This window comes from Paenibacillus sp. W2I17 (genome assembly GCF_030815985.1).
GTDB lineage: Bacteria > Bacillota > Bacilli > Paenibacillales > Paenibacillaceae > Paenibacillus.
On the sequence record NZ_JAUSXM010000001.1, the window covers coordinates 232,390 to 251,562 of the forward strand.

Here is a 19,173-nt window from a genome sequence, read left to right on the forward strand (position 1 = left end):
GTACCACCTTTATTGATGATTAAATCATCCGGCTTCATGCCCTGTAACAGAAGGCACTGTCCTGTACGTAACAGGCCGCTCAGGGGTAGGTTTCAGAGAAGAGTCACGGTAAATTCTTTCAGCAGGGTGGAATTTACTCTCTGGGCGCGACTGATATTCTCTTACTGGTCCCGTCATCACGTTTCGTTCAATATTTCTTATAACATACCATGGAAACTTGGCATATGCAAAGGGGTTATGGTCCTGTAAATTACTTGAATAAATTCAGCTTGCCAATCCGCTCCACAGCTTCGCGTAATCGGTTTTCATCACTTAACAGTCCCGCGCGCACATAGCCTTCGCCATGCGAACCAAAACCAATACCTGGTGCTACGGCCACCTTGGCTTCTCGCAGTAACAAGTCTGCAAATGAAGCGGAGGTATAACCGGCAGGTACAGGCAACCAACTGAAGAATGAACCTGCTGGTTTCGAAGCTTGCCAGCCAATGGAGGATAGAGCGTCATAAAACGCATTGCGACGGGATTCGTAACGTGAAACCAGCGAGGCAACACATTCCTGGGAGCCAGTCAGTGCTTCTGTTGCCGCAGCTTGAATCCCACCGAAAAGACTGACATAGATATGATCCTGAAGCAGATTGATTTTAGAGACAATCTCTGCGTTACCGAGTGCGAATCCAACACGCCATCCAGCCATATTGTATGTTTTGGATAACGTATAGAATTCAATGCCCACTTCTTTGGCACCAGGGGCTTGCAGGAAACTTACTGGACGATGTCCGTCGAATCCAATTGCACCGTAAGCAAAGTCGCTGGCTACTACGATTTGATTTTGAATGGCGAATTCTACCGTATCTTCGTAGAACGAAAGGGGCGCCGTTGCTGACGTTGGGTTGTTGGGGTAGTTCAGGAACATCAGCTTGGCCTTCTCCCGATCTTCCGCAGTAACGGCTTCGTAATCAGGCAGGAATGCATTGGACTCCAGTAAAGGCATAAATGACATGTTTGCTTTGGCAAGTGCAACACCAGACCAGTAATCCGGGTAACCCGGGTCTGGAACGAGAACGGTGTCGCCGGGGTTAAGCAGGACCTGGGGTAACTGAACTAGACCTGTTTTGCCTCCGAACAGAATCGCAACTTCAGTCTCGGGATCCAGATCAACGTTGTAATCTTCCTTATAACGTTTGGCGACAGCTTCCTTCAGGAAAGAGTACCCTCTAAAAGGGGAGTATTTGTGGTAGAGGGGATTTTCAGCCGACTCTTGCAGTGTTTTCACAATATGGGGTGGTGTCGGTGTGTCCGGGTTCCCCTGACCCAGATTGATCACGTCATGACCACTTGCGATTTCGCGATTTACATTTTGAACAAGGGTAGCAAAAAATTGCGTTGGCAGCTGTGCCATCACATCAGAAGTCGGTATCGTAAAGGCTGAACGAGCAGTTATATGGTCTGAATGGGTCATTATATTCATCACTCCGGTTATTAATAATGGCAAATAGTTCTCATTAATTTATCACGCCAATCCCGAGCTGTATAGAGGGAAATGCACTTGAATATACAGTAGATAGGAGCAAAGAGCGGAGTATTGTACAAAACTGAAAGTGCTCATTTCGTTTTGTCCATTGAGCTGAGAGAAGCCATGTTTTATGATAATATCCGATAATGATAATCAATATCATTAATTTCTGGCACAACGCACATGATATAGGGGGAGAAATAGAAATGAAAAAGGGCATACGAAATACGGGAGTATTGTTAACGATCACATGGTTATCCATTCTGCTACTGGCTTGTGGAAATCAGGCTGCAACACCTGCTGCTGGCGCTGATGATTCCAAAGCAGCCACAGAAACGACAGAGACCACGACTGCAGTTGAAGAAACGAATGAGGGCGAGACCCGGATATTCAAAGACTGGACTGGCCATGAAGTTGAGATTCCTGTAAATCCGAAGCGAGTTATCTATCATGGAGAAGTTACAGGGGATCTGCTCGCGCTTGGTGTTGTTCCTGTCGGCATACTTCGTCAAGAGGGAACCGTATTTGATGATCAGGTTGCTCAGGCAGAAGATGTAGGATTTCCGATCAGTGTGGAAAAGGCATTAGACCTGAATCCCGATCTGATCATTTTCTCCAACAGTGACGAGGCTCAATATGATCAGATCGCAAAGGTTGCACCCACGGTTACATTTGATTCTTTTGGTTTAATAGAAGATCGCATGCGTATCCTTGGCGATTTGTTGAATAAGAAACAAGAAGCGGAGGATTGGATTACGGCTCATCAAAAAGCGACTGAAGAGATGTGGACGCAACTTCATGAGAATGGATTAAAAGAAGGGGAGACCGCTTCGGTATTCACCATGTATCCCGGGAATCGTCTGTTTGTAATGGCGGGTGCAGGATTGCCACAGTTGTTATACGGAAAAGACGGGCTGAAGCCAACCGCGGAAATCCAGAAAGTATTGGATGAAGACATGGGATTTGTAGAGATTTCGACTGAAAAGTTATCTGAATTTGCCGGTGATCGGATATTTATTCTGGATCCAGCGACCGACGATGCGAAGCAATCCACCAAGGAATTGCTGGATAGTACAATCTGGAAGAACCTGCCTGCGGTGAAAGAAGGAAAAGTATATCGTTTTAATATCGTAAAAGCTTCTAGTGATGCTCTTTCCAGGGAGTGGCTGTTACAAGAGCTGCCAAAACAGATGATTCAATAATGGTGATGAGCTAGTGAGGCAGCAGTAACACCTTTGAGTAATGCAGTTATAAAAAAAAGTGAAAGGGGCCTTCAACATTTCGTTGAACGCTCTTTTTTGCTGAATAAAGTCATATCTGGATTATTAACAATCGCTCGCTTATAATCAGACCATACAGAATGATTGATAATTATTCTCATTTTAGAAAAACGAGGTGAACCGACATGCAGGCTTTGGATGCCGATGGGGGAGCGTTGTTCTTTTCAGCATTCATGTTTCGGCTGGATCATCTGGTACGTCGAATTGAACCACCTGAACAGGTGATGCTGGAAGTTGCTTGCGAGAAACATGCCTTCCTGATCTGTGAAGAAGGGGATGGGCGTTTATATATAGGACATGAACAGTTTCCGTTTACTACGGGATGTGTTTATCCGCTTTCTTCGGGAGAGGGGTACCAGATTGAACATCGTAATAACTCGGAATTGAAATATATCATAATGGCTTTTGATGTTATTCATGTGTTGACGGGTGATCCCGAGCTCTTTACCCGCCCTGTATTTGAGCACAGAAACCAATTGAATGGTTATCCCTATGCACCGTTAAGTGGACTGCTGGAACAGATGTATGTCATTCGGAATTATAAAACAGATGCCGAATACAGTCATCTGAATGCACAGTTCCAAAAATGGATGGAGATGATCATTACCCGGTACACTTCTCCAAAGACGGAACAGAGTATGGAAGCAAGGCTACACAGTACGATTCAATATGTGGACGATCATTATACTGAAGAAATCACTGTACAGAAACTGGCACGCCTTGCGGAAATCAGACCTGTACAGTATACGACCCTTTTCAGACAACTCACGGGTCACAAGCCGCTCGATTATGTGAATCATGTACGCATTAAACATGCCAAGGAATGGCTTCGCAAATCAGATGAACCCCTTCGGGATATAGCGAGTCGCGTGGGGTTTAAGGATGAGTATTATTTCAGCAGGCGTTTTCGCCAAATGACCGGATTATCTCCTCGTCAATATGACAGATCGATTCAGCAGCAGACATTAGTACAAGATTGGTTGGGTCATGATGTGAATATTCCAGTAAATCCGGAGCGAATTATGTATTACGGAGATTCCGCTGGGGATATGCTGATGCTGGGCATTCAGTTGCTAGAAGAACGGACATATGACGCGGTCGCTCCGGTTAATGTGGAAGCCGCTGTTATCATGAAGCCGGACTTGATTATTTTTGATAGCAGCAATGAACAGCAGTATGAACAACTTTCCCGGATTGCACCGACGCTTGCTTACAATTCACATGCCACGTTGGAAGAACGAATGCGCAGATTGGGTAGCTGGTTTGACAGACAACCGGAGGCTGAACATTGGCTAACCTCCTATGCGGAGCGTACTGAGCAGATGTGGGCGAAGATCCATACTGTGATTGAAGAGGGGGAAACGGCATCCGTATTTACATACCATCGGGGTGCACGATTATTTGTTATGGGCAATATCGGTCTGGCGCCTATGTTATATCATCCGATGGGATTCAGGCCAGTTACCAAAGTGAAGGAAGCACTTGCGGCAGGCAGAGCCTATAAGGAAATTTCGGCTGAAGCGGTACGTCAGTATGCGGGAGATCATGTATTTGTTATGCTGCCTGAGGAAGTTGTGGCAAGACAGGCTACAGAGATGCTGATGAAAAGTCCCAGTTGGCAGGCCCTTCCGGCTGTGCAGAATGGTCACGTATACCCTGTGGAGGAGTCAATCTGGAATGTGGGTGATGCGCTCACGAGTGATCGATTGTTGACCCTGCTCCCTGAGTTGTTGTGTGCAAGTTCATATTAAAACAGGCTTGCAGTCCTCAAGAGGATCAAGCTATGATAGCAGGTATTACGGTTCAGAGGAGTGCTTGTCATGACAGAAAAACAACAGGGAGAAATGCGTGTAGCCCTGATTCAGGGCGATATTCAACTCGGAGACCCTGAGGCCAATCATAAACATATGCAGACGTTGCTTGAGCGTGCGGTAGAACAATATCCGGATCTGGGGCTGGCTGTGTTACCTGAGATGTGGAATACCGGATACGCTTTGACTCAAATTCATGAACTCGCTGACCCGGAAGGCCAGAAATCTCGGGAATGGCTGTCTGCTTTTGCTCAAAAACATCAAATATCCATCGTTGGCGGTTCAATTGCTGAGAAACGGGATGGTCAAATATACAATACAATGTACGCTTATGATCGTGAAGGAAAACAGGTAACACGATACGATAAATTACATTTGTTCCGTCTGATGGACGAAGAGAAATATTTACAGCCAGGTGCGGAACCTGAAATTTTTGAATTGCAGAACGGTCTTACAGCGGGTGCTTCGATCTGTTATGACATCCGGTTTCCGGAACTTGCCCGCACCCTTGCTCTCAACGGGGCCAAAGCATTGATTGTACCCGCCGAATGGCCGAACCCTCGTCTGCACCACTGGCGTACGTTACTTACGGCACGAGCGATTGAGAACCAGATGTATGTGATCGCCTGTAACCGTGTAGGTAAAGGGGGAGAGACCGAATTTTTCGGACATTCCCTTATCATTGATCCTTGGGGTGAGATTGTGGCTGAAGGTGGTGAAGAGGAAGAGATCGTGACCGGAATTATTCGTCCATCTCTGGTAGATGAGGTTCGCGGACGGATTCCCGTATTTGAAGACCGTCGACCTGGCGTTTATTTTGGCGGAAAATAAAAACTGAAATAAAATTCTTCAGAAAAAGTGTTTATTCTTCCAGGACGCGGGTAATGATAACTATCCCGTCACCAAGGAGGATGATCAATCAATGGACAACCATGTGAAAGATACGCTCAGGAGACTGGAACAGGATAACACAAGGGAAGATCACTTAAGGGCATTCTTAGAGAATGGAGCAGGAGGGCTATCACCCCCTGATTCAACTGTTCAGGACGAAGGCCGTGTAATGAATCAGCAAAACAGGCTGACAAGCGATCGTAATTTGCGTAAATAAACCGCCAGACATGAAGTATTCTTATGTACGTTTCTACGTTAACATTATAAATTGGCATTGAAGCTAAACAACTTAACAAGCAACATTGTACTGTAACCAGTTACTGTGATTGCAAAGTAAGAACTTTATCCTGCGGATGCGGGAAACGAGTATATGACAAAGGCTTGGCCCATAAGGGTCAAGCCTTTGTTTTGGTTCAGTATGAAATGTACCTAAAGAAATGTACCTAAAGAAATGTACCTATACCATAGAGCAATTTCTTAGTCTCCCATTGACAGTTCGGCCACGGTTTGTTGAAAAGTATGGATGAATGCCTCGGCTGCCTTCGAAAGCACTCTGCCTTGACGATAAGCCACAACAAGTGTTCTGCTGGGAGTAGGCTCAGCAAGTGGCACATACACAGGTACGAACTCACTGCGCGGCGCACGGGCAATAAAGCGTGGAACCAGTGTAATACCCATACCTGTGGCGACCAGCGACTGAACAGTCTCAATATTTGTGCTTTCAAACACAACTTGGGGATCAAAACCGGCCTGCTCACAGAGATCAAATGTAAGTTTGCGGAAACCCTGTCCTTTTTTCAACACAACAAAGGGTTCATCCCGAAGTTCTTCAATTCGCACAGGAATCGGATGCTCCGGATCTGCCCTGCGTGCTAGAGGGTGATTCGGGGGAACCGCCAGATCAATCTTTTCCTCTCCAATGGCAACGTAGGCGAGACTTGGCTCTTGTAAAGGAAGAGATAACAGACTGAGATCTGCTTTGCCGCTTGCTGTCAATTTCTCAAGCGTAAGCCCGGAGTCTTCCAATAAGGTAACCTCAATCTCGGGATAAGCTTGTTGAAACGCAGGAAGCACGTGTGGGAGCAGGTGTGATCCCGTGATCGGCATGCTGCCTACAACGACTTTACCTTTGCGAAGCTGGGAGATATCGGACATTTCCTGACGCAATAGCTCCACAGCATCTACGATCTTCTGGGCTTGCTCGACAAACGTAACACCCGCATGGGTTAACTCCACGGTACTGGTATTACGCTGAAACAGCAGCACACCCAATTCTTTTTCCAATTTGGATAATTGCTGGCTTAATGAAGGCTGGGCAATATGCAGCTTCTCTGCTGCCCGGGAGAAATTTCGTTCGGCCGCAATTTGCAGCGTATATTGAAGTTGTCTGAATTCCATCGTCATTGGTCATTCCTTTCGTTATGCCACCATTATATCATTACAGATGAAGAAATCATTAATTTCGCTTAACCGCTTGCACTCCATCAGAAGAGTTGATATACTGATTTTGAAAACGCTTAATAAGAACCACTTACCCGGGTAAAACAAAATCAACGTTTTCATGTGTGCCAGTTTCAAGTGGTAGTACAGAACCATTTCAAATGTTCATATTCTTTTTCGTTTATATAATTGAATAACATTCATCCAACGATGGCGTGTTACTGTTCGGCAGGCAAGACCTAGATTGGGTGGGAAGAGTTTCTTTTTCCTACCCTTTTTAGGTCTTTTTTTGTTCCCATCAAGAAGAAATGACGGAGGTGTCGTTATGAATTCCAAAAAGCTGGCTCAGGAAATTTTGGAGCATGTAGGTGGAAATAATAACATCAATCAAGTAATTCATTGTTCAACAAGATTACGTTTTACACTTAAAAATTCAAAGCTTGCCAATACAGAAGAGATCAAACGGTTGGATGGAGTTATAGGAGCCGTGGATAGTGGCGGGCAATATCAGGTCATCATTGGTAATGATGTAAGTTATGTATATAACGAACTGGCTCCATTAATAAGCACGGAAACGGCCAGTGATGAGGTTAAGCCTCCACGGGATTACAGTCCCAAGGGTTTGTTTAATGCTTTTGCCAATGTCATCGCAGGCATCTTCCAACCGATTATACCGGCCATTGCAGCCTCTGGAATGCTCAAAGCTCTGTTGTTGCTGGCTACCGTCTTTGGCATTATGGCAAAAGAAGATCAGGCCTACGTATTTTTGAACGCAATTGCGGATGCAGGATTTTATTTCCTGCCCATGCTGCTTGCCTTCTCAAGTGCTAATAAGTTCAAGGCCAATCCATATATAGCCGTATTACTTGGAGGCGTTATGCTTCACCCAAACATGATTGGTCTTCTGGGTGGAGAGGAACCGGTATATTTCCTTGGCATGAACGTACCCAATGTCGCTTATGCCACTTCCGTTATCCCAATTATTTTGACCGTTTGGTTCATGTCGTATATCGAACGTTTCGCTGATAAAGTATCACCCGGTCCTGTGAAAATATTTTTGAAGCCGCTCATTGTTATCCTGATAGTTGCCCCTATCTCACTGATTGCAATCGGTCCATTGGGCACATATATCGGTACAGGGATGTCAGAAGGTGTCTTCTGGATACAGGATAAAGTGGGCTGGGTAACCGTCGTTATTATGTCGATGTTGATGCCATTTATCGTGATGTTTGGCATGCACAAAGTGTTTTATCCTGTAATTTTTGGAGCAATTGCTTCACCAGGTTACGAGACGCTGTTCCTCGTTTCAATGCTTGCTGCCAATATGGCACAAGGAGGAGGGGCACTCGCCGTAGCTTTCAAATCGAAAGACCCAAAAATGAAACAGATCGCTCTCTCTGCCGGAATTTCCGGTATGTTCGGGATTACTGAACCAGCGATCTACGGGGTGCATCTCCGTTTGAAAAAGACATTTTTGGCATGCCTCATTGGCGCAGGAGCAGCGGGCATGTTCGCGGGAATCGTCAATCTAAAGGCGTATACAGCAGTTGGCCCTGGTCTTGCCACATTGCCTATCTTTGTCAGTGATGATCCCAACAATATTTTATATGCGCTGATTACCGTTGCGATTTCTTCCGTTATTGCCTTTGTAGGCGTGTTCCTAATCGGGTTTCAAGATACAGCAGCAAGTGCGGAGTCTGGTAAAGCGGGTAAGCCATCTGCTGAGCCCGTTTCTCCAGTCCGTATAGATTCTCAGCCGCAAACTTCGGCCTCCGGCATGAAGTCCAAAAAAGTGGTGTTTGCTCCATTGGAAGGTAAAGTTCTGCCATTAAGAGAGGTGAAGGACGAGGCCTTCTCGCAAGAAGCCATGGGACAAGGTATGGCCATTCAGCCAAGTGTTGGCAAGGTGTTTGCTCCGTTTGATGGTACCGTTGAGACGGTGTTCCGCACTAAACATTCCATCGGTCTGAAATCGGTAGAGGGGGTAGAACTCCTGATTCATGTCGGATTGGATACAGTGAAACTGAAAGGCCAGCATTTTGATGTGAAGGTGAACGAAGGAGAACAGATCTCTCATGGTCAGCTCCTGATCGAATTTGATCTTGAAGCTATACAAGCCGCAGGTTATGACACTACGACCCCTGTAATTGTGACCAATTCATCGGATTATCTGGAGATACTGGGCAATGAAACTGCGGCGACAACAGGACCGGGGAAACCATTAATTACGGTGTTATAACCCGCTGAAATATGAATGAAAGGCAGGCAGCCTGATATGGAAGTCATAAAAATACTGAATTCGAGCATTGTTCTTGCCAGACGTGGTGAGGATGACAAGGAAATTATTGTGATGGGAAAGGGCATCGGCTACAGGAGCAAACCGGGAGATGTCGTGGGCGAGGATGAGATCGAGAAGATCTATGTCCTTGAAAATGAAACGATCTCTTCGGATCTCACCGCCCTGATGAAGGAAACACCAAAAGAATATCTAATTCTGGCTGATGAAATCATCTCCCATGCCAAACATACATTGTCCCGCCATCTGAGTGATCATCTCTATGTCGCATTAACAGATCACCTGTATATGGCCATGAAGCGATTCAAGGAGAATATGACGATCCAGAACCGAATGTTGTGGGAAGTGAAAAAGTTCTATCCACAGGAGTTCAGTATCGGGTTGCATGGTCTGTCTCTCATTCAAAAACAGCTTGGTCTCTCCCTGCCTGAGGAGGAAGCGGCGAATATTGCCTTTCATCTCGTTAATGCGCAGCAGAATGATGACAATATGAATCAGGTCATGATGATGACCAATACCGTCAAGGATGTACTCAATATTATCAAAATTCACTATCAAGTGGAACTGGATACACACAGCATCAACTATTCACGCTTTTTGACCCATTTGCAGTTTTTCATTCAACGACTTTTTGAGCATAAAACATTAAACACGCAGGATCATGAGCTCTTTGAGCAGATCGCGAATAAATATCCGCAGGAAGAAGCCTGCGTACTGCTAATCAAGGATTATATTGAAGCCCGGTTTGAACATACGATCTCCAACGAAGAGATGATGTATTTGATTATTCATATCAATCGGGTCATGAGTCGCAATTGAGCAAGAATGAAAGAGTCACAGAGATAATCCAAGGAGGAATACACAATGACCAATACAACAAGAACGTTTCCAGAAAATTTTCTATGGGGAGGAGCGATTGCTGCCAATCAGGCAGAAGGAGCGTGGAATGTGGATGGCAAAGGTCTGTCTACAGCCGACATTGCTATCTATCGAAAAGGTGTAGCCAAGAGTGAGTATAAAAAACATAATGCGATCAATGAAGAACAGATCAAGGCTGCGATGGATTCTACCTCGGACAGAGAATATCCGAAACGCAGAGGCATTGATTTCTACCACCGTTACGAGGAGGATCTTGCCCTGTTTGGTGAGATGGGACTCAAAACGTTGCGACTATCCATTGCATGGACGCGAATTTTCCCGAATGGCAACGAAACTGAGCCGAATGAAGCCGGTTTGCAGTTCTATGACCGCGTTATTGATGGCATGCTGAAACAAGGGATTGAACCATTGATTACGTTGTCACATTATGAGATGCCGATGTATCTGGTGAATCACCATGGTGGATGGACGGATCGGAAAGTCGTCGAGTACTTTGTTCACTTTTGCAAAACCGTGTTCACCCGTTATAAGGACAAAGTGAAGTATTGGATTACATTTAATGAAATTGACAGCATTGTTCGTCATCCGTTTACGAGTGGTGGTATTGTTCCGGAGCGATTCGAAAATGTGGAGCAGGCCGTATATCAGGGGTTGCACCATCAATTTGTAGCAAGTGCGCTCGCAGTAAAGTACTGTCATGAGATCATTCCTGGCTCTCGGATCGGATGTATGCTTACCAAACTGACAACATACGCTCATACATGTAATCCCGAAGACGTACTCGTTGCTTCCCGGGATAATCAATTCAATCTTATGTTCACGGATGTACAGGTGCGTGGAGCGTATCCGTACTTTACGAAGAGGTTTTTTGCCGAAAAAGGGATTAACCTGGATATGCTTGAGGGGGATGAAGAGATTCTGAAAGTACACACTGTGGACTTTATCTCATTCAGTTATTATATGTCCCTGGTATCAAGTGTGGATGGCGACCGATTGGAGCAGGTGAGTGGCAATACAACTGGAGGGGTGAAGAACCCGTATCTGCAAACGAATGATTGGGGCTGGCAGATTGACCCGGTAGGTCTGCGCATCTCACTGAATGAACTGTATAGCCGTTATGAGGTGCCCTTGTTTATCGTTGAAAATGGGATTGGAGCGGTAGACACGATTGAAGCGGATGGTAGCATTCAGGATGATTATCGTATTGATTATTTCCGCTCTCACATTGAACAGATGCATGAGGCAATTCTGGACGGTGTTGAACTGCTGGGCTATACCAGTTGGGGAGTGATTGATCTGATTAGTTATTCTTCTTCAGAGATGGAGAAACGATATGGTTTTATTTATGTAGATCAGGATAATGACGGCAATGGAACACTGGAGAGAAAACGCAAAAAGAGTTACTATTGGTACAAAGATGTGATTGCGAAAAACGGTTTGTAATACAGTAGTAGGACAAGCGCTCTCATAGAAGGCGTTGATATGATAATTTTCATTTCATAACAGAAACTAGGAAAGCAGCTCTGGGTTCAGGGCTGTTTTTTTATGTTCTAGATAAAAAGCATTGACAGCGAAGCAGCGGAAACGTAGTATAAGACTTATCTGATAATGATAATTGTTATCAATTGAAACCTCTGCGATGAGCAGTGGTTTATTTGTCTTTCTTACATTATAGGTTAAACCTATTACATCTATAGATATTATATCTTGGAACAATGAAGGACGGGGTGATATATTTATGTCATTCAAGAGCTTCACTTTTTAAAGAAAACAGAGGCTCTTCCAAGGACCGAACTTATAATGAGGTGAAAATGATGAGTAAAAAAACGATGTTTGAGAAAATTTGGGAAAATCACGTAATTCATCAAGAAGAAGGCAAACCAAGCATTCTGTATATCGATCTGCATCTGGTGCACGAAGTAACTTCTCCACAGGCATTTGAAGGTCTTCGTCTCAGCGGACGTAAAGTTCGTCGCCCTGAACTGACATTTGCAACAATGGACCACAACGTTCCAACGAAAGACCGTTTCAACATCACAGATCCTATCTCCAAACAACAAATTGATACACTTTCGCAAAACTGCCGTGATTTCGGCGTGAAATTGTATGATCTGGACACGATTGATCAAGGCGTTGTGCACGTTATGGGACCTGAACTGGGTCTGACTCACCCGGGTAAAACGATTGTATGTGGTGACAGTCATACGTCCACACACGGTGCGTTTGGCGCACTGGCATTCGGAATCGGAACAAGTGAAGTTGAGCACGTTATGGCAACTCAATGTTTGCAACAAGCAAAAGCCAAAACGATGGAAGTTCGTTTTGTCGGCAAACGTAACCCGGGTGTAACCGCAAAAGACATGATCCTCGCAGTCATCGCCAAATACGGTACAGACTTTGCAACAGGTTATGTTATTGAGTACACAGGTGAGTCCATCCGTGAGTTGAGCATGGAAGAGCGTATGACCGTCTGCAACATGTCCATCGAAGGTGGAGCAAGAGCAGGATTGATCGCGCCGGATGAAACAACATTTGAATATCTGCGTGGACGTGAATACGTACCAGCGGATGCGAAGTTTGATGAAGCGGTAGAGGGTTGGAAACAACTTGTAACAGATGAGGGTGCGGAGTTCGACCATGTGGTTGAAATCGATGTGGAGACATTGATTCCGCAAGTAACTTGGGGAACAAGCCCAGGTATGGGAACCGACATTTCTTCGAAAGTTCCTGTTCCGGCTGAATTGCCTACAGAAAACGAACGCAAAGCGGCTGAAAAAGCGCTTGAATATATGGGACTTGAACCGGGAACACCAATCGCTGAGATTCCAATTGATTATGTATTTATCGGTTCTTGCACCAATGGACGGATCGAAGATCTGCGTGCAGCAGCACAAGTGGCTAAAGGTCACACGGTATCCAGTCAGGTTACAGCAATTGTTGTACCAGGCTCAGGACGTGTTAAAATTCAGGCTGAACAAGAAGGTTTGGATAAAATCTTTACGGAAGCTGGATTTGAATGGCGTGATGCGGGATGCAGTATGTGTCTGGCAATGAACCCGGATGTATTGAAGCCAGGTCAACGTTGTGCTTCGACGTCCAACCGTAACTTTGAAGGACGCCAAGGACGTGGAGGACGTACGCACCTGGTATCTCCGGCAATGGCAGCAGCAGCAGCGGTTAAGGGTCACTTTGTGGACGTACGGGACTGGAATTTCAAAACAGAAGCAGCGATCTAATCTATAACAGACAGAAGGGAGAACGTTTAATATGGAAGAATTCAAAACATTACAAGGCATTGTTGCACCGGTAGACCGGGTCAATGTAGATACAGACGCAATCATTCCAAAACAGTTCCTGAAACGGATTGAGCGTACCGGATTTGGACAATTTTTGTTCTATGAATGGCGTTTTGATGAAGAGGGCAACAATAATGCTTCCTTTGAAATGAACAAACCTCGTTATGAAGGGGCATCCATCCTGATCTCACGTGCCAACTTTGGCTGTGGATCTTCCCGTGAGCATGCGCCATGGGCGATTTTGGACTATGGATTCCGTTGTGTCATCGCTCCATCTTATGCAGACATCTTCTATAATAACTGCTTTAAGAACGGAATCTTGCCAATCAAGTTGTCAGAAGAGCAAGTTGAAGACTTGTTCCAACGTACAGCGACACATGAAGGTTATGAGATGAATGTAAATCTGGAAAACAAAACGATTACTGATGCATACGGACTGCATATCGATTTTGATCTGGATGAGCACCGTCGTCAATTCCTGTTGCAAGGATTGGACGATATCGGTCTGACTCTTCAACATGACGATGAGATCGCTGCTTACGAACAACGCCACGCGGCAAAACTGTTCGGTTAATTACTAAAGTATCGTATAGAAGAAAGCTTCTGCCTCGCCAAAGGGACCTGTTCCCATCGGTGAGACAGAAGCTTTTTGTAATTTCAGAAGCTAAATTAGCTTAATAAGTCAGCCAGTGTAATAGAATTGAATTAAAGGAGCAAAAAAATCGATTACTGAGGTAACTCCATATAGTCGTTTTTGGTATTCTGAAAATAGACATAGATATAACAAGCCAAATGCACGAAATTCACAAGTGACCATACCATAAGCCATATGATTGGAGTTGATAGGGTAGTCCAGATGCCAAACCAAGGCAGCACACGTCCTCCGCCGATAAATGTAACCAATGGCAACAGAGACAAGAGAATTAGAACCGGGATCAGTCTACCGACCGTGATCATAATCAATTTGCTGATCGTTAGGTGGTGGTTTTTTCGAAGTATGCGAAAATAGGCATAGATGCCCCATACAAGCGTAGCGATGATCAGCGCAATCATGATCGTTTCCATATTCCGACCGTTTACAAAAGAGGTTTGGGGTTCCTGCCCCCTCATAATATCCGCTATTCCATCAATAAATGCCGAGTAATTCACATAAGCGTTTATACCAGAATTAAACATTACGGCAATGCCCATTTGCTCGTTCAAATAAACCTGTTCTTCGGACTTGTAGGTCCAGAAAATGCCGCTGTGGGAGATCGTTTGACCGTTAGACGCATCTTGGCCTGCAAGCCAGCCCACGCCGTACGGACCGATCGTTCCTGCGGCATGATATTGTTTCATCAGCACAGGGGAAACGAGGCGGCCATTATATTGGGAAAGCATCCATAGGGACATGTCCTCTGCGGTTGAAACGATGCCGGCGGGGCCCTCAATGAACCAAAGCGGTTCGGATTGACTTATAGCGCGTCCCAAGCTCAGATAATGTCCTAGCGGGATAGTATTATTCTCATAGAATTGCTGCGTCGTGCTGACACTGAAGGTATGATTCATTCCTAGCGGTTCAAAAATATGTTTTTTCAGATAATCCGAAAAGCGCTCTCCGCTAACACTTTCCACGAGGTTCGCCAGTAGCACGTAATTGGGATTATGATAGCTGTAGGCTGTTCCGGGGATATGGGCAAGTTGAATCGTGTTTAATAATTGGTTCGTTTCAGCCAACGATTGGAATTGCGGAGTCTTTGTCATATCGGGATTTATCTTGTCATTAAGACCACTCGTCTGATTCAGTAAATGACGGACCGTGATGTCAAGAACACGGGGGTCCTGGGGAGAAAGCTCGGGAAAATAGGAAGCGTAAGTCGCATCCAAGTTGATCCGACCCTTGTCCACTAGCTGCAGAACAGCCAATGCAGTAAAGGACTTGCTTAGTGAAGCAATGGGGAAAGGGGTGTTGCCCGTAACCTTCTGGCCATCCGCAAATGTCCCGTAGCCTTTTGCGTAAAAGACCTCATCGTTATTGGCAATCGCCAGTGAAGCAGCCTTAATGTGATTGGCCTTCATGCTCCGATTCATATATTCGTCGATCTCCTGCAGAACTTCTGTCCTGTCTCTGGCTTCATTGGCGGATAAGGGGGTCGCCCACGCGATACATAACAACAAACAGCTAATTGTGATATACAATCTTTTTTTTAGTTTTAGCATGATAACACTCCTCGAATTCAAGATAAGGAGATGTTATCAGATCATTTTCAACTATTTATCAACTTGCGTCCAAATACTTGCCGTCACGCTTCCACCTCCGTTAGGACCGTTTGCAATCTGAAGACTACCTTCATGTTTTTCGCAGAACACCTTGCAAACGTATAGGCCCAGCCCGCGATGTTCGCTCTCATCCCATACTTCGCCTCGGTAAAAAGGGAGCATAGCCTTACTCAGGGCTTCGTCAGAGAAACCAGGACCGTCCTCTGAGACGGTAATCTTCATAATGCCACCCTGCAGGTCATAGTGAACTTTTAATTGACTGGCTGCATATCTCGCCCCATTAGCCACCATATTCTCAAAAATCTGCATGACGAGATAGGGATCTACATGTACTGAGGCATTATCAAACTCGACGGATGATACGAAACGTATACCGTACTGTTTCGCGATTTGTTCAGCGCTGCCGTCCAGCAAAGCCGTCAATGAGATCGTATCCATCGATTGGAAGTTCAACGGCACATCCTCCAGCCTCTGGATTGAGTTCATGGCCTCTGCATAGCTCTCCAGACGCAAGATGTGAAGGTTCATGGTATGGATCAGGTCCAGCACCTTTTCTTCCGACAACTTCTTCTCGGGAAGATAGGTGGCGAGAAGCTCGGCGTTTCCTTTTAACACGGACAGGGGTGTTCTCAGATCATGGGCAAAAATAGCATTGATCTGCTTGCGCTCTTCAACTGAACGCCAAAGTGTCTTAAGGTTTTTTTCCAATTGTGAGCGCATGTTTTCAAATAGCACGATCAACTCGCCCATCTCATCCTGGCTGTCATAGGAAATGCGGAAGTCTAGATCGTTGGCCGAAATGTTTTCGGATGCTCGTTTTAATAGCTCCAGCGGACGTTTTAGCTTCCATCTGTAAAATAGAACGGCCATGGTGACAATTCCAGTCGCTACGGTGAGCAGAACCGCCGTGACGAGGGAGGGCATCACCCAATCCGTTTCTCCGAAACGTAGCCGCAGCTTCTCCGCCCAAGCAAACTCCATAGTTATAACGGCCAGCACGGCAACGAGTGTGACCACACACAACAGCATAAAAGAGTGCAGTAAGGACAATCGCTTTAAAAACAGGAGTCTAGTCATGAACTTGGCCATTTGTACCCTACTCCCCAAACGGTCTCGATTTGATTATCACAGCCGTATTCCTTTAATTTGTAGCGAATTCGCCGGATATGCTCTGCGATCACGTTACTGTCGCCTTGCTCGTCCATGCCCCATATCTTTTCGTATATGCGTTCCTTTCCAAACACCATATTAGGATGCGTGGACAGCAATTCGACAATATCAAACTCTTTTTTGGGCAGTGAAATTCGCTTATCCAGGTAGTAGAGCTCCCTGGCCGTATAATCAATGACCAATTCATTGTTAAACCTTACCGAAGATTTAGTTTGGATTCGTTGTTCCCTGCGTATATGTGCTTCGACCCTGGCGCCCAACTCGCGAATGCTGAAAGGTTTCAGGATATAGTCATCACCTCCGGCACGAAATCCCGCTATTTTATCTGCATCTTCGATTCGAGCTGTTAAGAATAAGATCGGGCAAGAGACGTAGTCCCGAATTTTTTCACATAAATGAAGGCCGTTCTGTTCAGGCATGTTGATATCTAACAAAACGAGATCGGGTTGTTTTTCCACTTTCCGCAGAGCTTCCCGGCTGTCCTTGGCCGTCATCACGGAATATCCGTTAATTTCAAAATAATCAGTCAGTAGCTTTCGAAGATCTGCTTCATCGTCCACGATCAGTATTTTAGGCATCAAGTCTCAATCTCCTGTTTTCAAGTATTTGAACTCAGCATAGCAAAAATGGATGAGGAATGTAATTTTCATATGATTTCGGGAACTGGACTAATGGAGAAGTAACCTTTGTGTCACTCTGTTTCCGACTAAATATGACAACGTTGTAACCGGATGATCAGACAATATCTGATAAACTGATTAGTAGATTATGGAAGGTTACATATTGTCATTGATGTTACGCTGCAGAGAATCAGGTCGGATGTTCAAAAGACAAAAAGAATGGTGGATGAGGTATGAAAAAATGGTCGGCAGCAGTCGTTTTTCTTCTGTTCCTATGTTTATTCCCAGTCATGGCCCATGCAGACACCACTCCCTCGATTGTACTCGACGGTGTAACCATTAACCAGCAGACGGGTGCACCTGCAGAGAATATCGGGAAAACGGTCATGGTTCCAATTCGAATTGTATCCGAGAACCTGGGTTATAAGGTGAAGTGGGAGAAGGAAACTCAGTCAGTCCAGGTTCAAAAAGGAAACAGCATGATTCAAATGACGGCTGGCAAAGATGCAGCTACAGTGAATGGAAACGTGGTGAACTTGGATTCGCCCCCACTGATCAAACAGGGAACTACGCTTGTTCCGTTACGCTTTGTTGGGGAAGGCATGGGTCTGCGTGTTGGCTGGGACAATGGAACCAAGACAGTAAGCCTATTTAGTATTCCTCCCGTAGTTGAAACGGAAGGTGACAGTGACCCCGTCGAGGCACCAGTCCCGGATGGTTTGACAGAACTGCAAGGCATCAGCTTCAGCGGAGATCGCTTGATTGTAGCAACAAACGGTAATATTAGCCCCAAAGTATCCAGTATTGGTGGGCCAGACCGAATTATTGTTGATCTGCCTTCAGCGACATTCTCTCAGGAATTCATTCAGGGACAAGCATCTAATCCGGATGGCAGTGGACAGATTCTCATTACGGATTCATCAATAGTTTCCAAAGTCCGGTATGCCATGTTCAGTAAATCGCCTTCTACCGTGCGTGTCGTTATGGATCTGAGTCAGACGGCTACAGCCAAATGGTCTGTTGGAGATAACAATGTCTTACTCGTTGACCTGACAGCTACGAGTGGAGAACCGACGAGCCAACCGGCAGTACCTACGAATGATGGTAAAACGATTGTGGTCATTGATCCGGGACATGGTGGTCGTCAATCGGGTGCAGTGAGTTTGTCAGGAGCTTATGAGAAGGATTTCAATCTGGCTGTAGGACTGAAGGTACAGGCAATCCTTCAACAATACAAAAATATTCAAACAGTCATTACACGCCAGGATGATACAGAACTTTCGCTCAAACAGCGTGTGGATATTGCTGAATTGAATCAGGCAGATGTTTTTGTATCCATTCATGGAAACAAATTCACTACACCGGTACCAAACGGCATTGAAACGCTCTACAGTCGTAAAGAAAGCAAAACTTTGGCTGACACTCTTCACAAATATGTGTTGCCGGTAACAGGACTCAAGGATCGTGGGGTTAAAACGGCTAGTCTGCATGTGACGCGTGAAACAACCATGCCTGCTGTGTTACTTGAACTTGGTTTTTTAAGTAACCCTACAGATGAAGCAGTCATGCTTACGGAAGAATACCAGGACAAATGTGCACAGGCGATTGTGGACGGAATTGTTGAATTTTTGGGACTGTAAATTGAATTGTGCGCAAATATGAAGGTTAGGGTAGTACGTTGTTTAGAGATGTATATTTGATAAATAAGGAAAAAAGAA

15 protein-coding genes and 1 other annotated feature (1 of these 16 only partly in view) are annotated in these 19,173 nt (G+C 45.2%); of the genes, 10 read left to right on the forward strand and 5 right to left on the reverse strand.

The genetic code is table 11. The features are described from left to right. Nucleotides 1-186 (reverse strand) — a binding site (T-box leader); it reaches 29 nt to the left of the window's first position. 64 nt (nt 187-250) lie between these two features. Further along, the gene (locus QF041_RS01180) at nt 251-1,459 is read right to left on the reverse strand and encodes a pyridoxal phosphate-dependent aminotransferase (RefSeq protein WP_307410907.1); all 1,209 of its coding nucleotides are present in this window, start codon (nt 1,457-1,459) and stop codon (nt 251-253) included. Nucleotides 1,460-1,719: 260 nt separating this feature from the next. Between QF041_RS01180 and QF041_RS01185 the strand changes: the two genes are divergently transcribed. The 4 genes from QF041_RS01185 (at nt 1,720) to QF041_RS01200 (ending at nt 5,712) form a co-directional block, all read left to right on the forward strand. Continuing rightward, nucleotides 1,720-2,715 carry an ABC transporter substrate-binding protein gene (locus QF041_RS01185; protein WP_307410910.1) on the forward strand — a complete coding sequence of 332 codons (996 nt, stop codon included), beginning with the start codon at nt 1,720-1,722 and terminating at the stop codon, nt 2,713-2,715. Nucleotides 2,716-2,918: 203 nt separating this feature from the next. Continuing rightward, the gene (locus QF041_RS01190) at nt 2,919-4,544 is read left to right on the forward strand and encodes an AraC family transcriptional regulator (protein ID WP_307410912.1); all 1,626 of its coding nucleotides are present in this window, start codon (nt 2,919-2,921) and stop codon (nt 4,542-4,544) included. Between the two features lie 69 nt (nt 4,545-4,613). Beyond that, nucleotides 4,614-5,435, forward strand: a complete 822-nt coding sequence (locus QF041_RS01195) for a carbon-nitrogen family hydrolase (protein WP_307410914.1) — start codon at nt 4,614-4,616, stop codon at nt 5,433-5,435. A gap of 91 nt (nt 5,436-5,526) precedes the next feature. Continuing rightward, nucleotides 5,527-5,712 carry a hypothetical protein gene (locus tag QF041_RS01200; RefSeq protein ID WP_017687767.1) on the forward strand — a complete coding sequence of 62 codons (186 nt, stop codon included), beginning with the start codon at nt 5,527-5,529 and terminating at the stop codon, nt 5,710-5,712. Between the two features lie 260 nt (nt 5,713-5,972). Here QF041_RS01200 and QF041_RS01205 read toward each other — a convergent pair whose 3' ends face one another. Next, the gene (locus QF041_RS01205) at nt 5,973-6,893 is read right to left on the reverse strand and encodes a LysR family transcriptional regulator (protein WP_307410917.1); all 921 of its coding nucleotides are present in this window, start codon (nt 6,891-6,893) and stop codon (nt 5,973-5,975) included. Between the two features lie 367 nt (nt 6,894-7,260). On the opposite strand from QF041_RS01205, the gene QF041_RS01210 reads away from it, so the two are divergent. The 5 genes from QF041_RS01210 to leuD all read left to right on the forward strand — a co-directional run bounded on the left by QF041_RS01210 (nt 7,261) and on the right by leuD (nt 13,980). Beyond that, nucleotides 7,261-9,174 carry a beta-glucoside-specific PTS transporter subunit IIABC gene (locus QF041_RS01210; RefSeq protein ID WP_307410920.1) on the forward strand — a complete coding sequence of 638 codons (1,914 nt, stop codon included), beginning with the start codon at nt 7,261-7,263 and terminating at the stop codon, nt 9,172-9,174. Nucleotides 9,175-9,210: 36 nt separating this feature from the next. After that, nucleotides 9,211-10,050: a BglG family transcription antiterminator LicT gene (licT, locus tag QF041_RS01215; protein ID WP_307410923.1), complete on the forward strand. Its 840-nt coding sequence runs from the start codon at nt 9,211-9,213 to the stop codon at nt 10,048-10,050. Nucleotides 10,051-10,095: 45 nt separating this feature from the next. After that, nucleotides 10,096-11,553: a glycoside hydrolase family 1 protein gene (locus QF041_RS01220; RefSeq protein ID WP_307410927.1), complete on the forward strand. Its 1,458-nt coding sequence runs from the start codon at nt 10,096-10,098 to the stop codon at nt 11,551-11,553. A 371-nt stretch (nt 11,554-11,924) separates the two neighbouring features. Continuing rightward, nucleotides 11,925-13,346 carry a 3-isopropylmalate dehydratase large subunit gene (gene leuC, locus QF041_RS01225; RefSeq protein WP_036607575.1) on the forward strand — a complete coding sequence of 474 codons (1,422 nt, stop codon included), beginning with the start codon at nt 11,925-11,927 and terminating at the stop codon, nt 13,344-13,346. A 31-nt stretch (nt 13,347-13,377) separates the two neighbouring features. Continuing rightward, nucleotides 13,378-13,980, forward strand: coding sequence for a 3-isopropylmalate dehydratase small subunit (gene leuD, locus QF041_RS01230; protein WP_036607574.1), 603 nt, complete (start codon nt 13,378-13,380; stop codon nt 13,978-13,980). A gap of 152 nt (nt 13,981-14,132) precedes the next feature. On the opposite strand, the gene QF041_RS01235 is transcribed toward leuD, so the two are convergent. Genes QF041_RS01235 through QF041_RS01245 form a run of 3 tightly spaced genes read right to left on the reverse strand, consistent with a single transcriptional unit; the run spans nt 14,133 to nt 17,413 of the window. Continuing rightward, on the reverse strand, nt 14,133-15,605 hold the full coding sequence (locus QF041_RS01235; protein WP_307410930.1) for a serine hydrolase domain-containing protein: 1,473 nt from the start codon (nt 15,603-15,605) through the stop codon (nt 14,133-14,135). Between the two features lie 51 nt (nt 15,606-15,656). Next, nucleotides 15,657-16,754, reverse strand: coding sequence for a HAMP domain-containing sensor histidine kinase (locus QF041_RS01240; protein ID WP_307410933.1), 1,098 nt, complete (start codon nt 16,752-16,754; stop codon nt 15,657-15,659). Continuing rightward, nucleotides 16,739-17,413, reverse strand: coding sequence for a response regulator transcription factor (locus QF041_RS01245; protein WP_307410937.1), 675 nt, complete (start codon nt 17,411-17,413; stop codon nt 16,739-16,741). Before QF041_RS01245 ends, QF041_RS01240 begins: the two co-directional genes overlap by 16 nt. Nucleotides 17,414-17,688: 275 nt before the next feature. Between QF041_RS01245 and QF041_RS01250 the strand changes: the two genes are divergently transcribed. Beyond that, entirely contained in the window at nt 17,689-19,095 is a 1,407-nt protein-coding gene (locus QF041_RS01250) for an N-acetylmuramoyl-L-alanine amidase family protein (RefSeq protein ID WP_307410940.1), read from the forward strand. Nucleotides 19,096-19,173 lie beyond the last annotated feature (78 nt).

What these genes read in the sequence shown, in the direction of transcription:
- QF041_RS01205 (WP_307410917.1), bottom strand. Translation starts at nt 6,893, where the DNA reads ATGGAATTCAGACAACTTCAATATACGCTGCAAATTGCGGCCGAACGA.
- QF041_RS01220 (WP_307410927.1), top strand. Translation starts at nt 10,096, where the DNA reads ATGACCAATACAACAAGAACGTTTCCAGAAAATTTTCTATGGGGAGGA.
- QF041_RS01190 (WP_307410912.1), top strand. Translation starts at nt 2,919, where the DNA reads ATGCAGGCTTTGGATGCCGATGGGGGAGCGTTGTTCTTTTCAGCATTC.
- leuC (WP_036607575.1), top strand. Translation starts at nt 11,925, where the DNA reads ATGAGTAAAAAAACGATGTTTGAGAAAATTTGGGAAAATCACGTAATT.
- licT (WP_307410923.1), top strand. Translation starts at nt 9,211, where the DNA reads ATGGAAGTCATAAAAATACTGAATTCGAGCATTGTTCTTGCCAGACGT.
- QF041_RS01250 (WP_307410940.1), top strand. Translation starts at nt 17,689, where the DNA reads ATGAAAAAATGGTCGGCAGCAGTCGTTTTTCTTCTGTTCCTATGTTTA.
- QF041_RS01235 (WP_307410930.1), bottom strand. Translation starts at nt 15,605, where the DNA reads ATGCTAAAACTAAAAAAAAGATTGTATATCACAATTAGCTGTTTGTTG.
- QF041_RS01180 (WP_307410907.1), bottom strand. Translation starts at nt 1,459, where the DNA reads ATGACCCATTCAGACCATATAACTGCTCGTTCAGCCTTTACGATACCG.
- leuD (WP_036607574.1), top strand. Translation starts at nt 13,378, where the DNA reads ATGGAAGAATTCAAAACATTACAAGGCATTGTTGCACCGGTAGACCGG.
- QF041_RS01195 (WP_307410914.1), top strand. Translation starts at nt 4,614, where the DNA reads ATGACAGAAAAACAACAGGGAGAAATGCGTGTAGCCCTGATTCAGGGC.
- QF041_RS01185 (WP_307410910.1), top strand. Translation starts at nt 1,720, where the DNA reads ATGAAAAAGGGCATACGAAATACGGGAGTATTGTTAACGATCACATGG.
- QF041_RS01200 (WP_017687767.1), top strand. Translation starts at nt 5,527, where the DNA reads ATGGACAACCATGTGAAAGATACGCTCAGGAGACTGGAACAGGATAAC.
- QF041_RS01210 (WP_307410920.1), top strand. Translation starts at nt 7,261, where the DNA reads ATGAATTCCAAAAAGCTGGCTCAGGAAATTTTGGAGCATGTAGGTGGA.
- QF041_RS01245 (WP_307410937.1), bottom strand. Translation starts at nt 17,413, where the DNA reads ATGCCTAAAATACTGATCGTGGACGATGAAGCAGATCTTCGAAAGCTA.
- QF041_RS01240 (WP_307410933.1), bottom strand. Translation starts at nt 16,754, where the DNA reads ATGGCCAAGTTCATGACTAGACTCCTGTTTTTAAAGCGATTGTCCTTA.